The sequence below is a fragment of the Streptomyces sp. NPDC054770 genome, from assembly GCF_053611985.1.
Genome location: NZ_JBSHBL010000010.1, coordinates 62,694 through 76,349 on the forward strand (window position 1 = coordinate 62,694; position 13,656 = coordinate 76,349).

Sequence of the window (13,656 nt, forward strand, 5' to 3'; positions counted from 1 at the left end):
CCTCTGAGCAGGCTGCGGCTCAAAGCCCCGCCTCTCGACACTCCATCGGCGGGTCGACCGTCAAGGTCCACCTCGCTGCCGACCGCAGGTCCCGCCCCCCGGCGTACGTCCTGACCGCGGAGCAGGCCACGGACAGCCCCCAGTTGATCCCCCTATTGAAGAAGACGGCGAGCCTCAGATCGGCAAGGCCACGTGCCAAGCCCCTCTGTCGAAGGTGTGGGACAGGCCGGCGTGCGGCCACCTCGGCGGCCGGGAGCGCTGCCTACCGGACCCGCGGCTCGGCTCCGGCCCCGGGGTCCGTCTGCTCGGCATCGAACCTGCGCACCTCATTGCGTATGCGCGGTCCCCACTTGGTGAGGAGCGCCGAGACCTCCGGTGTGGCCACGTGCCGGTCGAGGGCTTCCTGGGATGCCCACTGTTCGAGCACCGTGACGGTTCCGGCCGCCGCGTCCTCCACGCAGAACGAGATCATCACGTTCCCCGGGTTCGCCGCAGCAAGTGGGTATGACGTCGCCCGCGCCTCGGCGACAAACGTCTCGACGTCCTCGGCAGGGACGAAAACCCGACCGGCGATGATGACGGCCGTCCGGGCGTCGTCCTGGAGCTTGTTCGGCGAATCCATCGTTCTTCCTCGTCCTTCGTGTCCGGTCAGACGGTGTACTGGTAGGCGGGGTAGGTGACATAGCCCGTGTCGCCGCCCTGGTAGTACGTGGCAGGGTCGGCGGGCGCGAGCGGCAGGCCGGTGCGGAGCCGTTCCACCAGGTCGGGGTTGGCGATGAAGGCGCGGCCGAAGCTGATCAGGTCCGCGCCCAGGCCGAGCCAGTGGTCGGCGGCAGTCCGGTCGGTCTGCTTGGGGCCCATCGGTACCACCGGGTTGACGACCAGGCTGCCCGGCCATGCGCGGCGCAGCCCGGCCAGCACCTCCTCCTCGGCGGTCGCCTCCAGGTGCACGTAGGCGAGGTCGAAACGGGCCAGTTCGGCGAGCAGGGCCGCGTACAGTTCCGGTACCTCGGTCTCCTCGACGCCCCAGAAGGTGCCGCCTGGGGAGAGCCTGATCGCGGTGCGGGCCGCGCCCACGGCGTCGACCGTGGCGGCGACCGCCTCGACGGCGAAGCGGATCCGGTGGGCGATCGGGCCGCCGTAGGAATCGGTGCGCAGGTTGGCGTTGGACGACAGGAACTGTGAGATCAAGTAGCCGTTCGCGCCGTGCAGTTCGACGCCGTCGAAGCCGGCGTCGACGGCGCGTCGGGCGGCCTCGGCGTACGAGCGGGCCTGTCCGGGCACCTCGGAGAGGTCCAGGGCGCGCGGGACCGGCGCGGGCTGCGGCCCCTTCGGGGTGAACACGTCGCCCACGGCGGCGACGGCGGACGGTCCCACCGGCTGGAGGCCGGTGGTGTCGGGGTGCGAGACCCGGCCGCCGTGCATGATCTGGGCGAAGATACGTCCGCCGTTGGCGTGTACGGCGTCGGTGACGGGCCGCCAGGAGTCCACCTGCTCCTCGGTGTACAGGCCTGGGGTGCCCGGGTTGGACTGCCCGACCAGACTGGGCTGCACCCCCTCGGTGACGATCAGCCCTGCGGTGGCCCGCTGGGCGTAGTAGACCGCCATGGACGGGGTGGCGAGGCTCCCGGCCGCCGCCCGGACCCGGCTCATCGGGGCCATCACGATCCGGTTGGGCAACTCCAGACCGCCGAGACGGTAGCGGTCCAACAGCGTGGTCGTGCCGGTCTTGCCGGTCATGCCGGAACTCCTTCGTACGGGGCGAGGGCCCGGGAACGGCGGGCCCGACAGGTACGCTAAAACCTGACATCAATGTGAGATGCAAGTCCTGGGCCAAGGTCACGGTCGGGAGGGTGAGATGCGGATCGGTGAACTCGCGGCGCGGACCGGGGTGAGTGTCCGTTCACTGCGCTACTACGAGGAGCAGGGACTTCTCGTCAGCACCCGCAGCAGCGGCGGCCAGCGGCACTTCACGGAGGACGACATCGAGCGGGTCGATTTCATCCAGCGCCTGTACGTGGCCGGGCTGTCCAGCCGCACGATCCTCGAACTGATGCCGTGCCGCGACGCACCCAGCGACGAGAACTCCGACTCCGCGCTGGAACGCATGGCCCAGGAGCGCGACCGGCTCTCCGCCCACATCGAGGAGTTGCTGCACACCCGCGACTCGCTCGACGGTCTGATGGCCGCGGCCCGGGCCGACCGCGACGGCCGCCGGGCAGCCGCCTGAGGAGGTCGGGACGGTCTCGTCGGCGGCCTTGCGGGAGGTCGCCAGGGGTTCGACGACGAAGGGGTCGTGCTCGGCGAAGGAGTCCTGGCTCCAGGCGCCCGCGGTGCGTTGCAGGAGCACGCCGCTGCCGGAGAGGAAGATCAGTGTCCTGCCGGTTCCGGCCATGGCGCGGATCAGACCGTCGACCGTCGCAGCCTCAACCACCGGGTCGGCCAGGGCGGTGTAGCGGTGTAGAGGACGGCATCGGCCCAGTGCCGCGTCGATCGTGGCGGAGCGCCTGGAATCCAGGTCTGCGGACACGGGGGTGATCCCGTCGGCGGCGAGTGCGTCTGCGGCGAGGTCGGTGCGGGCCAGGCCGGTGACCAGGTGTCCCCGGCCCGTCAGAGCTCAGCCGCGGGGGCTGGTGATCCGTTCGGGCTGGATCACGTAGATCACCCGGACCTGGTCGCGGCCGCCGAACCACGGATAGGGCCCGCCAAGGTACTTCTGCGCGAGCGCCTCGATGTGCTCGACCGCTCCCTCTGTGGTCACCCGCACCACACGGCCGCGGATCTGGACGTAGGAGGACGGCTCCGTGGGGTCGGAGACCGCTAGGGCCACCCGCGGGTCGCGCGCGATGTTCCGGGTCTTCTGATGCAGCTCCACGCTGTTGATCAGGACGTGCTCACCGTCGGTGTCGACCCATGTCTGGGTGAGCTGGGGCGAGCCGTCGGGCATCGTCGTGGCGATGTAGCAGGTGCTGGGGCGTCGCAACATCGCCACCACGTTCTCGCCGAGGGGTACGGGCACGAGGGTTTCTCCAGGTGTAGGACCGGTGGATGCCGGGCCCACGTTAGCCACGCGTGCAGACCGGCCCTCGCCCAGCCCCGGGAACCGCGCACCGGCCGCGGCACAGAGCTCGCGGCACACCTTGTGCAGGGCGGCGTGGGCGCGCGGGCGGACGACGAGCAGGTCGATGTTGACGGGCGAGGGCCGGGGCACCGTCCGGACCCGGGGCATCGCGACCGGTCAAGCTGGCGGAGCGGGGCGCCGCTCTTGGGAGACGGCACTGGGTTTACGTGGGCGAGGATGCAGCCGGGGGCGTCTACTCAGCCTGTTCGCAGGTGACGGTGGCGTCGGGCATGCGGACAGCTCGGCCTCGCGTCGGCGTCTGCCCTCCAGTTCGGTGCGGACCCGCAGCGCGAGGAGTCCGGCCCGCTCCCGGGCGGCGATCCGCTTCGGCCGCCTGCCGCCTGGCGGACTGCACGTGATCGCGAGACATGGTCACAGGATTCCGCATCGTCGCTCCGGCCCGTCGGGCCTGTGGAAAACCCGCGGGCCGCCGGGTACCCGGCCCGTCAGTGGGCGGTCCAGCCGCCGTCGAGCACCAGTGAGGTGCCCGTGACGAAGGACGCCTGGGGGGCGCAGAGATAGGCCACGGCCTCGGCGACCTCTTCCGGTTCGACGAGCCGCTTGACGGCGCTGTCGGTCAGGAGCACCTCGGTCAGCACCCGCTCCTCGGGGATGCCGTGGGCTCGGGCCTGGTCGGCGAGCTGCTTCTCGACCAGTGGGGTGCGCACATAGCCCGGGTTCACACAGTTCGAGGTCACCCCGTGGGGCGCGCCCTCCAGAGCGGCCGTCTTCGACAGACCCTCCAGACCGTGTTTGGCGGCCACATAGGCGGACTTGAAGGCGGAGGCGCGCAGCCCGTGGACGGAGGACACGTTCACGATCCGCCCCCAGCCCTGCCCGTACATGTGCGGCAGCGCGCCCCGGATGAGCCGGAACGGCGCCTCCAGCATCACGGTCAGTACGGTGTGGAAGACGTCGGGCGGGAACTCCTCGATGGGCCGCACCAGTTGGAGGCCGGCGTTGTTGACGAGGACGTCGGTGCCGGCGGCGGTGCGTTCGGCCGCGTCCAGGTCGGTGAGGTCGAGGAGGTACGGTTCGACGGCGCCGCCGCTTGCCGGGTCCAGGGCCCGCCCGGCCGAGTCCACGAGCTCGGCCAGCCCCGTCTCGTCCCGGTCGACGGCTCTGACCCGGGCGCCGGCCGCCGCGAGACGCAAGGTGCAGGCGCGGCCGATGCCCCCGGCGGCGCCGGTGACGAGGGCGGTACGGCCGTGCAGGTCGAGGGCGGGGACGGTATCGGTGCTGGGCGAGCTCATGGCTCGACCCTAGGCGCGACCCGCCCGCTCCCACATGGCGTCAGCACACATACTTCAGCTGAAAGCCGTAGCGTCGAACCATGTGGGTGCGTCCGACAGGGCCTGCTTGATCCGGAACAAGCCGAACTCGTTCAGCTCGGGCAGCGCGTCCACGTCGAACCAGGCCACTTCGAGCGACTCGTCGTCGTTCACGCGGGCCTCGCCACCGACGGCCCGGCAGCGGAAGGTGATGTCCATGTACTGGCAGACATCCCCGTTCGGGTAGGTCATCGGCTCCAGCCCCTGGACGAGGACCACCCGCTCGGCGACACAGTGCACCGCGGTCTCCTCGAAGACCTCGCGCACGGCGCAGGCCGCAGGCTGCTCCCCCGGCTCCGGAATGCCGCCGATGACCGACCACTTGCGGGTGTCGGTGCGGCGGCCCAGCAGCACTCTGTTCTCGTCGTCGAAGACGACGGCGGTGATCCCGGGCAGCCAGAGCAGCTGGTGGCCCGCGGAGGCCCGGATCGTGCGGATGAAGTCAGGAGTAGCCATGAGCCGACCCTAACCGCCCGGTTCCTCGCACACCGCCGAAACGGCGGGGCGTACAGCGGGTGTACGGCTACGCGTCACCGGCGCGACGCCCGCGCAGGCCGGCCCCGATCGCCCAGCCGACGCCACCCGCCGCGACCAGCACCAACGCGATCTCGGGCAGGATGCCCAGCCTGGTCGCGGGCGTCTCGGAGGTGCGCAGCGGCACCTTCTGGACCAGGTAGGCGGGCACGAACATGCCGGTCTTCTGGGTGATCTTCCCGTCCGGCATGATGATCGCGCTGACACCGCTGGTCACCGGCACGGTGACGGTCCGGCTGTGCTCCACCGCGCGGATCCGGGACATGGCGAGCTGCTGGTAGGTCATCTCGCTGCGGTCGAAGGTGGCGTTGTTGCTCGGCACCGAGATCATCTCGGCACCGTGGGTGACGGTGTCCCGGACGTCCCAGTCGAAGGCGGCCTCGTAGCAGGTGGCGAGGCCGACCTTGGTGCCGTCGATGTCGAAGACACCGGGCTTCGTACCCCGGCTGAAGTCCTGGCGGACCATGCTGGTCCAGTCCTTGTTGACGGCGCCGACCAGACCGCGCAGCGGGAGGTACTCGCCGAAGGGCTGGATCTGCCGCTTGTCGTACGTCGAGGTCGGGCCCTTGACCGGGTCCCACAGGATCTGCTCGTTGAGCAGCTTGCCGTCCCGCTCGACCACTCCGCCCACCGAGATGGGCACCCCCATCGCCTTGGCCGCCTCGTCGATCACGGCGGCCGCGTCGGCGTCGGAGAACGGATCGACGTCGGAGGAGTTCTCCGGCCACAGCACGAAGTCGGGCTTGGCGGCCTTGCCCGCCTTGACGTCGGCGGCCAGCTTGAGCGTCTCCTTGACGTGGTAGTCGAGCACGGCCTGCCGCTGCGACGCGAAGTCCAGGCCGGCCCGCGGCACGTTGCCCTGGATGAGCGCGACGGTGACCGAGCCGTTCTCGGCCTTGTCGCTCACCAGCGTCCGCGCGGCGACCGCGCCCACCACGGGCACGGCCACGCTCAGCAGGGCCGCGGCCGCCGCGCCGCGCCGGATGTCGCGGGTGCGCCGGCCCTCGACGGCCAGCCGCCCGGCCTCGTACAGGCCGAACCCGCACAGGACGACGGCGAAACCGAGCACCGGGGTGCCGCCCAGCGCGGCGAGCGGCAGGAAGACGCCGTCCGCCTGGCCAAAGGCGATCTTGCCCCAGGGGAAGCCCCGGAAGGGCACGCGCGCGCGTGCCGCCTCGCCCGCGATCCATATGGCGGCCGCCCACACCGGCCAGGCCGGCAGCTTGGAGACGGCGGCCACCCCCACGCCGACCAGGGCGATGAAGATCGCCTCGATGGCCACCAGCGCGAGCCACGGCCCGGGGCCGACCTCCACGCCGGTCCACACCAGCAGGGGCAGCAGGAAGCCGAGCCCGAAGACGTAGCCGAGACCGAGGGCCGCCTTCCAGGTGCGGCCGCGCAGCACCCACCCGAATCCGGCGAAGGCCGGCAGGGCCAGCCACCACAGGGTGCGCGGCGGGAAGCTGACGTACAGCAGCACTCCGCTGAGCGCGGAGGCGGCGGCCGGGACCAGGCGGCGGAGCAGCCTCAGGGCGCGTGCGCGGGGCGCGGGGCGCGGCGTGAGCTGGTCCGACTGGTCCACGGAAGTTGCGGTGACGGTCACCCCGGGAGTGTACGGCGGTTGACCTTGCGGCCGACAGCACGGTCTCGGCATGCAGGAATCACATGGTTCCCGCGCAAGTCGTCCACAAAGCGGGCATCACCGGTTACGGTGTGCCGAGGCGGGCGGCGGGGCCTGTCACAGGTCGGGGGACCGGGGTACGGGGGGCGACGGTGGGGTCGACCGGGATGACGTCCGCTGCCGACAGGGACGCGGACAACGACAGACGAAACGTTTCTGACGCGGTGGGCGTGGTGGTGCTCGGGGCCTGCGCCGTGTGGTCGCTGATCTCGGCGACCGGACGCGACGCACGGCCCGAGGGCGTGCTGCTGGCGGTCCTCGCGGTGGCCGCGGGCTATGCCGCGGGCCGGATGTCCGGGTCGCTGCTGCCGGTGGCCGCGCCGTGTGCCGGCGCACTGGCCGGGCTGGCGCTCGCGGTGGCGATGCCGCAGGTGGCCCCGGGCCCCCAGTTCACGACCCCGCTCGGCCATGCCGGAGCCGTCGCGGCGCTGCTGGTTCTCGCGACGGGCGGCGCGTGCTGCGCCGCATGGGCGACGCCGGTTCCGGCGCTGCGGTTCGGGCTGCGGATGCTGGCCGCCGGCATCGCGGTGACCGGGGCGGCCGTGGGCTCGGCGACCGGTTGGGCGGGCAGTGCCGTCGTCCTGCTGTGCTCGCTCGCCGCCGGCCGGATGCGGCGGCGGGGGCCCGGCATCGCCGGGCTGGCCCTGGCGGTCGTGCTGGTGACCGGCACGGTCTGGGCGGTCGCCGCTAACGTCCTGCCTGCCGGTCTGACCTCCGCCCTGGAGGGCCCCCTCGGCGAGCCCCGCGTCCAGCTGTGGCGGGACGCCCTGCGTCTCGCGCACCGGAACACCGCCCTGGGCGTCGGCCCCGGGCGCTTCGGCGACCTGAGCGGCACCGCGTCCGAGGCCCTGCTGCCCGACGGCAAACCGCACTCCGCGCCGCTCCAGCAGGCCGCCGAACAGGGGCTGGTCGGCATCCTGCTGCTGGCCACCGCGTTCTGCTGGATCCTCTACGCGCTGTGGCGCTCCCCCCGCTCGACACCGGTGGCCCTCACCGCAGGCGCGTCGCTCACCGCCCTGGCCGCGATCGCCGCGATCGGCAACGCGCTGAGCTTCACGACGGTGTCGGCGGGCGCGGGCCTGCTGGCGGGCCTGGCGACGGCACACCCATGGGTGGCGGGAGTGCCGGGCGGTTGAGCCGTACGGCTGTATGGCCCGGGCACATGTGGCCCGGCCCTACGTGGTCCGGCCCTACGTGGTCCGGCCCTCTATGCGGTGGCGCCTGCGTCAGTGAGCCGTACCCGGTGTGATCGTCCGCAGGCGTTCCCGGATGACCCGCACCGCGGACTCGGCGTTGTCCACGGTGATCGTGAAGGTGTGGCCGTCCCACAGGCGCAGGACGATGCCCTCGCCACGGCGGACGACGACGGCCGTGCCCTTCTCGGGGCGCCAGCGGTAGCCCCAGCCGCCCCAGTTGCGCGGGGTGATCTGCGGGGAGAAGTCGGCGCCGACCACCTGGGAGAGCGGAATACGGCGGCGCGGTACTCCTATATGACCGCAGCGGATTTCGAGGCACTCCCTGTCGAGCTTCAGGTCGACGTGCACGAAGGCGAGGGTGCCGAAGAGGACCAGCAGTCCGGCCGCGATGCAGCCCACGACCGACATCACCAGCGGGGCGATCCCGGAGGTCCAGGCGGAGTCCACGGCCAGCTCGATACCGAGCGCCATGCACGCCGCGCCGACCAGCGCCAGCAGCCACTGGACCCGGTTCGTGGCGCGCCCGGTCCAGACATCCGGGTGCGAGGAGTCCTGGTCCGGGGAGTGGTCGCGGGGGTGGTCCCTCATGTCTACGAGATTACTCAGGTTTCGCTGCGCGGGCACCGCGTTGCGGAGGGTGACTGCTCAGATCGGCGTATCCCCGGCCCCGCGGGCCTCACTGTGACGCGGCAGGACTGGCCGTACGGAGCAGGCGGGCCTCGGCGTAGCCGAGCGCGGCCTCGGGCAGCTCGCCCTCCCGGCCGTTGAGCAGCACCGTCACCGTCCCGGTGGCCGGTGCGCCGGGGGCCGGCTGCGCACCGATCCGGCGCAGCGCCTGGGCGGCCACCGCGCCGGCGGAGCCGTGCAGGGCGAGGGGGGCGGCGCCAGGGCGCTGGACGGCGGCGCGGATACGTTCCGCCAGGAGTTCGTAGTGGGTGCAGCCCAGGACGACGGTCGTCACATCGTCGGGGGTGAGTTCGGCCGCCGCGGCCACGGCGGCGTCGACGGCGGCCTGGTCTGCGTGCTCGACGGCCTCGGCCAGGCCCCAGCAGGGCACCTCGGTGACCGGCACGCCGCCGGCGAAGTCCTCGATGAGGCCCCGCTGGTAGGCGCTTCCCGTGGTCGCGGGGGTCGCCCAGATCGCGACGGGGCCGCCGCCGGCGGCGGCCGGCTTGATCGCCGGGACCGTGCCGATGACCGGGATGCCGGGTTCCAGGCGCGCCCGCAGCGCCGACAGGGAGTTCACGGTCGCCGTGTTGCAGCCGATGATCAGCGCGTCGGGCCGGCGGGCGGCGGCCGCCTCGGCGACGGCCATGGCGCGCTCGGTGATGCCCTCGGGGGTGCGTGGCCCCCAGGGCATGCCCTCGGGGTCGAAGGAGAGGACGAGATCGGCGTCGGGGCGCAGCCGCCGTACCGCTGCGGTGGCCGCCAGGAGGCCGATTCCGGAGTCGATGAGCGCGATCTTCACCCGGCCACGATAGACGATGGGCCGTTGGGGCGAGGTCCCATGGGGCAGACTGCGCGGGTGAGCGCCATCGCGTGGACCGCCGCCGTATCCCTCGCCGCCTGGCTGTGGCTGCTGCTCTGCCAGGGCTTCTTCTGGCGCACCGACGTCCGGCTGCCGCCCCGGCGCGAGCCCGCCGAGTGGCCGGACGTGTGCGTGGTGGTCCCGGCCCGGGACGAGGCCGCCGTACTGCCCCTGAGTCTGCCGTCGTTGCTGGCGCAGGACTATCCGGGGCGGGCGGAGGTGTTCCTGGTGGACGACGGCAGTACGGACGGCACCGGGGAGCTGGCCCGGGAGCTGGCCGGGCGTCAGGGTGGGCTGCCGCTGACCGTGACCTCGCCCGGTGAGCCGCCGGCGGGCTGGACGGGCAAGCTCTGGGCGGTACGGCACGGCATCGCTCTGGCACGCGCGCGCGGTCCCGAGTACCTGCTGCTGACGGATGCCGACATCGCGCACGAGCCGGACAGCCTGCGGCTGCTGGTGGCGGCCGCCCGCACCGGCGGCTTCGACGTGGTCTCGCAGATGGCCCGGCTGCGGGTGGCGAGCCTGTGGGAGCGGCTCGTGGTGCCCGCCTTCGTCTACTTCTTCGCCCAGCTGTACCCGTTCCGGCGGATCGGGCGGAAGGGCTCGCGCACGGCGGCAGCGGCGGGCGGCTGTGTCCTGCTGCGCGCGGACACGGCGGAGCGGGCTCGCGTTCCGGACGCCATCCGGCACGCCGTGATCGACGACGTGGCGCTGGCCCGCGCGGTGAAGGGCACCGGAGGCCACATCTGGCTGGGGCTCGCCGACCGGGTGGACAGCGTGCGCCCCTATCCGCGCCTGCACGACCTGTGGCGGATGGTCTCCCGCAGCGCGTACGCGCAGCTGCGGCACAACCCGCTGCTGCTCCTCGGTACGGTCGCCGGTCTCGCACTGGTGTATCTGGTGCCGCCGGTGGCGGTCCTGGCGGGGGCGTTCACCGGCGGCGCCGCGGCGCTGCTTCTCGGCGCCGCGGCCTGGCTGGTGATGACCGCGACGTACGTGCCGATGCTCCGCTACTACCGGCAGCCGTTGTGGCTCGCTCCCCTGCTGCCGTTCACCGCTTTCCTCTACCTCCTCATGACCGTCGACTCGGCGGTGCAGCACTACCGGGGACGCGGCGCGGCCTGGAAGGGCCGCACGTACGCGCGTCCCGACACGGTCGCCGACGAGGGCTGACCGCCCGGTGTCTCACTTGCGGCCGGGGGTCCAGTTCATGCCCCAGCCGTAGGCGCGGTCGACGGTCCGCTGCGGGCTCACGCCGCGCTCCGGGACCAGATAGCGGGCCTCGCGCTGCACGACCAGGTCGCCGCTGCTGTTGGTGAGCAGGGCGAGGGCGCACACGGTCGAGGGAACCGTGCACTCGTCCAGGGCGAAGTCGACCGGGGCGCCGTGCTGGGGCTGGAGCGTGACCGTGGCATGCAGGTCGGCGAAGGACGTGGCGCCCTGGTAGATCGTCACGAAGACCAGGATGCGGCGGAAGTCCTGTCTGTGGTCGAGGTTGACGGTGAGGTTCTCGCCGCTCGACACGGCACCGGTGCGGTCGTCGCCGTCGAGGTGGATGTACGGCGGCCGGTTCAGGGAGCCGAAGGCGTTGCCCAGCGCCTGGACGACGCCCTTGCGGCCGTCGGCGAGCTCGTACAGGGCACACAGGTCGAGGTCCAGGGCGCCCGCTCCGCCGTGCCGTCCGCCCCAGCCGGAGAGCTGTTTGCGGACCTGCCAGTTGAGGTTGACCCGCAGCGCGCCCGAGGTACCGCCCTGCTTGGCCAGCGAGACGGAGGGCGCCGCCTTGGTGAGCGTCACCTTGGACAGCCGTACCGGGGCGGTCGGCGGGGGCGGCGGCGTGACCGGGCCGGGGACCGGAGCCGGGGCCGGCGGCGTGACCGGCAGGGTGATCGGCGGAGTGACCGGAGCGGGGACCGGCGGCGTGGTGTGCGGCAGGGGCGGCTGGGCCGGATGATGGGGCTCGTCCACCGTGATCCCGAAATCGGTGGCAAGCCCTTCCAGCCCGCTGCTGTACCCCTGCCCCACCGCACGGAACTTCCAGCCGCCCTGGCGGCGGTACAACTCACCCAGCACGAAAGCGGTTTCCGCCGTGGCTCCCGTGCTGTCGAACCGGGCGACCACATTGCCGTCCGCCGCGTTCCGGACCTCGATGTAGAGTCCGGGGACCTGCCCAAACGTTCCGCCGTCGGCCGAGGCCGCGAGGACGATCCGTTCGACCGGGACCTCCACGCGCGCGAGGTCGACGAAAAGGGTGTCGGTGACCAGGTCGCCGGAGCGCCGCTTGCCCTCGTGCCGGACCGCGCCCGAGGAGTGCACCGGCTGGTTGTAGAAGACGAAGTCGCCGTCGGAGCGCACTTTCCCGGCGACCAGCAGCAGCGCGGAGGCGTCCGCGTCGGGGGTACCGGGTTCGGGGCGCCAGCCCAATTCGACCCGCAGTGCCGTGGTCGGCACCGGCGTATTCGATCCTTTCGACATTGACATGTCCGCCCCCATCGCGTGTCGGCATGCCGGGCGCGCCCCGGCGGTCCCAGGTCATCCCTACCCTGACAACCTATTCCCGGGGACAGGGATCTCCCATGAGCGGCACAGGAAGATCCCTGGCCAACTGCGGGTAACCGGCTCGGAACTCGGCCTTTACGTGATCAGAACGTCGATTGCCGTCCTTTTTTGCCGAGTTCGCTCGGATTGGGGATCCGGCGTCACTGCCGACACGGAAAACAACCCTCTTATCGGTCTCCCCAACCAGCACATCGTGGGCTTAACTTATGTGCCATGACCTCCCCCCGCTCCACCTATGGCGGCGGCTACTACTCCGCCTCCTTCCCGGACACCCCGATCTACGACTCGCTCGTCGCCGAGCGGGGCACCCCGCAGATCGCCCCGATCCGGGTCCCACCCGCCTACGACACGGGCAGCAGCTTCAGCAACCTGCCTGCACTGCCGTCGGCACTGCCCGCGCTCCCGGCGGGCCCCTCCCAGCCGGCCCCGGGCTACGGCTACCCGCAGCAGATGCAGCAGCCCGCACCGCTCCAGCAGGCGCCCACGGCGTACATCCCCCAGCAGGCGACGGGACCGCGCGGCTACCCCGCGCAGCAGCCGCAGCCGCCCCGTCCGGCGATGGGCGGCACGGGTTACGAGGCGATGCGTCCGGCGGCTCCGCGCCCCGCGCAGGCGGCCCCGTACCAGGACCCGTACAACAACCAGCAACAGCAGCAGTACCGCGGCTACTGACCGGCACCCCCCGATGTCCGTGCTGCCTGGCACGATGGCGTCATGGGGAAGGCCGAGCTGCAGTCGATTCATGTTCACCCGGTCAAGTCGCTCCGGGGCTTCTCGCCCCGGGAGGCCGTCGTGGAGCCCTGGGGGCTGGCCGGTGACCGACGCTGGGTCCTGATCGACGACGGGGGAAAGGTCGTCACCCAGCGCGTACAGCCGCGCCTCGCGCTCGCCGCCGCCGAGCCGCTGCCCGGCGGCGTTCGCCTGTCCGCGCCCGGGCGCACACCCCTGACGGTGCCGGTCCCCGATCCGGGGGTCACGGTCCCGGTGGACATCTTCGGCACCAAGGTGGAGGCGGTCCTCGCGGCGGACGCGGCCCATGCGTGGTGCCGCGCGTATCTGGGAGCCGATGTCCGCCTCGCCCACATGGACGCCCCCGCGACCCGCCGCCCCATCGACCCGGACCACGCGCTGCCGGGCGAGACCGTGAGCTTCGCCGACGGCTATCCCCTGCTGGTCACCACGCAGAGCTCGCTGGACGCCCTCAACTCCCTGATCGCGCAGGGCGAGCACGCCGACGAGGGCCCGCTGCCCATGAACCGGTTCCGGCCGAACGTGGTCGTGCGCGGCACACCGGCCTGGGCCGAGGACGACTGGAGACGGATCGCCGTCGGTGAGGTCGAGTTCCGGGTCGTGAAGATGTGCGGGCGGTGCGTCGTGACCACGACCGACCAGGTCACCGGCGAGCGCGGCAGGGAGCCACTGCGGACGCTGGCGCGCCACCGCAGGTTCGGCAACCAGCTGGTCTTCGGACAGAACCTGGTTCCGCGCTCCCCCGGCACGATCCGGGTGGGAGACCCGGTGCGGGTCCTCGGCTGAGCTCCGCGCACCCGCCCCGGCCACCCGTACCGATCCGTCCGCAGCGGATCCGCCCGCGCCCCGTCCGCGCCCCGTCCGCCGGCAGCCGAGCCGCCCTCGGCCGAGCGGTCCGCGACCGGAACCCGAGTGATCTGCGTCCCGGCGGGAACCCGAGCGCGCGGCCCGGTCGT

The 13,656-nt window shown here is 72.3% G+C and carries 14 protein-coding genes; 5 read left to right on the plus strand and 9 right to left on the minus strand.

Going from position 1 to position 13,656, the window contains the following annotated elements; genetic code table 11:
• Nucleotides 1-262: 262 nt before the first annotated feature.
• Both ACWGKQ_RS11935 and ACWGKQ_RS11940 read right to left on the minus strand, forming a co-directional pair.
• Nucleotides 263-622 carry a putative quinol monooxygenase gene (locus tag ACWGKQ_RS11935; protein ID WP_453291762.1) on the minus strand — a complete coding sequence of 120 codons (360 nt, stop codon included), beginning with the start codon at nt 620-622 and terminating at the stop codon, nt 263-265.
• Between the two features lie 26 nt (nt 623-648).
• Nucleotides 649-1,740 (minus strand): alkene reductase, encoded by a 1,092-nt coding sequence (locus ACWGKQ_RS11940; protein ID WP_453291763.1) that lies wholly within the window; start codon nt 1,738-1,740, stop codon nt 649-651.
• A gap of 118 nt (nt 1,741-1,858) precedes the next feature.
• Here ACWGKQ_RS11940 and ACWGKQ_RS11945 point away from each other — a divergent pair, with 118 nt between their 5' ends.
• Entirely contained in the window at nt 1,859-2,230 is a 372-nt protein-coding gene (locus ACWGKQ_RS11945; protein ID WP_453291764.1) for a MerR family transcriptional regulator, read from the plus strand.
• 387 nt (nt 2,231-2,617) lie between these two features.
• Here the strand turns inward: ACWGKQ_RS11945 and ACWGKQ_RS11950 are convergent, their stop codons facing one another.
• The 4 genes from ACWGKQ_RS11950 to lnt all read right to left on the minus strand — a co-directional run bounded on the left by ACWGKQ_RS11950 (nt 2,618) and on the right by lnt (nt 6,589).
• Nucleotides 2,618-3,019 carry a PPOX class F420-dependent oxidoreductase gene (locus ACWGKQ_RS11950; RefSeq protein ID WP_453291765.1) on the minus strand — a complete coding sequence of 134 codons (402 nt, stop codon included), beginning with the start codon at nt 3,017-3,019 and terminating at the stop codon, nt 2,618-2,620.
• A 548-nt stretch (nt 3,020-3,567) separates the two neighbouring features.
• Complete coding sequence (locus ACWGKQ_RS11955; protein ID WP_453291766.1) at nt 3,568-4,374, minus strand: 3-hydroxybutyrate dehydrogenase; 807 nt, start codon at nt 4,372-4,374, stop codon at nt 3,568-3,570.
• Between the two features lie 54 nt (nt 4,375-4,428).
• Nucleotides 4,429-4,908, minus strand: coding sequence for an NUDIX hydrolase (locus ACWGKQ_RS11960; protein ID WP_453291767.1), 480 nt, complete (start codon nt 4,906-4,908; stop codon nt 4,429-4,431).
• Nucleotides 4,909-4,975: 67 nt separating this feature from the next.
• Nucleotides 4,976-6,589, minus strand: a complete 1,614-nt coding sequence (gene lnt / locus ACWGKQ_RS11965) for an apolipoprotein N-acyltransferase (protein ID WP_453291768.1) — start codon at nt 6,587-6,589, stop codon at nt 4,976-4,978.
• A 185-nt stretch (nt 6,590-6,774) separates the two neighbouring features.
• Between lnt and ACWGKQ_RS11970 the strand changes: the two genes are divergently transcribed.
• Nucleotides 6,775-7,803: an O-antigen ligase family protein gene (locus tag ACWGKQ_RS11970; RefSeq protein ID WP_453291769.1), complete on the plus strand. Its 1,029-nt coding sequence runs from the start codon at nt 6,775-6,777 to the stop codon at nt 7,801-7,803.
• 90 nt (nt 7,804-7,893) lie between these two features.
• Here the strand turns inward: ACWGKQ_RS11970 and ACWGKQ_RS11975 are convergent, their stop codons facing one another.
• Complete coding sequence (locus tag ACWGKQ_RS11975) at nt 7,894-8,451, minus strand: hypothetical protein (RefSeq protein WP_453291770.1); 558 nt, start codon at nt 8,449-8,451, stop codon at nt 7,894-7,896.
• Between the two features lie 88 nt (nt 8,452-8,539).
• Nucleotides 8,540-9,331, minus strand: coding sequence for a glutamate racemase (locus tag ACWGKQ_RS11980; protein ID WP_453291771.1), 792 nt, complete (start codon nt 9,329-9,331; stop codon nt 8,540-8,542).
• A 39-nt stretch (nt 9,332-9,370) separates the two neighbouring features.
• Here ACWGKQ_RS11980 and ACWGKQ_RS11985 point away from each other — a divergent pair, with 39 nt between their 5' ends.
• Entirely contained in the window at nt 9,371-10,564 is a 1,194-nt protein-coding gene (locus ACWGKQ_RS11985) for a glycosyltransferase (protein ID WP_453291772.1), read from the plus strand.
• A 12-nt stretch (nt 10,565-10,576) separates the two neighbouring features.
• Here ACWGKQ_RS11985 and ACWGKQ_RS11990 read toward each other — a convergent pair whose 3' ends face one another.
• The gene (locus ACWGKQ_RS11990) at nt 10,577-11,884 is read right to left on the minus strand and encodes a TerD family protein (RefSeq protein WP_453291773.1); all 1,308 of its coding nucleotides are present in this window, start codon (nt 11,882-11,884) and stop codon (nt 10,577-10,579) included.
• Nucleotides 11,885-12,163: 279 nt separating this feature from the next.
• Between ACWGKQ_RS11990 and ACWGKQ_RS11995 the strand changes: the two genes are divergently transcribed.
• Together ACWGKQ_RS11995 and ACWGKQ_RS12000 are read left to right on the plus strand one after the other, a co-directional pair.
• Nucleotides 12,164-12,622 carry a DUF6643 family protein gene (locus ACWGKQ_RS11995; RefSeq protein WP_453291774.1) on the plus strand — a complete coding sequence of 153 codons (459 nt, stop codon included), beginning with the start codon at nt 12,164-12,166 and terminating at the stop codon, nt 12,620-12,622.
• A 42-nt stretch (nt 12,623-12,664) separates the two neighbouring features.
• Complete coding sequence (locus ACWGKQ_RS12000; protein ID WP_453291775.1) at nt 12,665-13,486, plus strand: MOSC domain-containing protein; 822 nt, start codon at nt 12,665-12,667, stop codon at nt 13,484-13,486.
• Nucleotides 13,487-13,656 lie beyond the last annotated feature (170 nt).

Coding starts and splice junctions, on each gene's coding strand:
- ACWGKQ_RS12000 (WP_453291775.1), top strand. CDS start 12,665: ATGGGGAAGGCCGAGCTGCAGTCGATTCATGTTCACCCGGTCAAGTCG.
- ACWGKQ_RS11990 (WP_453291773.1), bottom strand. CDS start 11,884: ATGGGGGCGGACATGTCAATGTCGAAAGGATCGAATACGCCGGTGCCG.
- ACWGKQ_RS11955 (WP_453291766.1), bottom strand. CDS start 4,374: ATGAGCTCGCCCAGCACCGATACCGTCCCCGCCCTCGACCTGCACGGC.
- ACWGKQ_RS11960 (WP_453291767.1), bottom strand. CDS start 4,908: ATGGCTACTCCTGACTTCATCCGCACGATCCGGGCCTCCGCGGGCCAC.
- ACWGKQ_RS11940 (WP_453291763.1), bottom strand. CDS start 1,740: ATGACCGGCAAGACCGGCACGACCACGCTGTTGGACCGCTACCGTCTC.
- ACWGKQ_RS11945 (WP_453291764.1), top strand. CDS start 1,859: ATGCGGATCGGTGAACTCGCGGCGCGGACCGGGGTGAGTGTCCGTTCA.
- ACWGKQ_RS11975 (WP_453291770.1), bottom strand. CDS start 8,451: ATGAGGGACCACCCCCGCGACCACTCCCCGGACCAGGACTCCTCGCAC.
- ACWGKQ_RS11985 (WP_453291772.1), top strand. CDS start 9,371: ATGGGGCAGACTGCGCGGGTGAGCGCCATCGCGTGGACCGCCGCCGTA.
- ACWGKQ_RS11995 (WP_453291774.1), top strand. CDS start 12,164: ATGACCTCCCCCCGCTCCACCTATGGCGGCGGCTACTACTCCGCCTCC.
- ACWGKQ_RS11935 (WP_453291762.1), bottom strand. CDS start 622: ATGGATTCGCCGAACAAGCTCCAGGACGACGCCCGGACGGCCGTCATC.
- ACWGKQ_RS11970 (WP_453291769.1), top strand. CDS start 6,775: ATGACGTCCGCTGCCGACAGGGACGCGGACAACGACAGACGAAACGTT.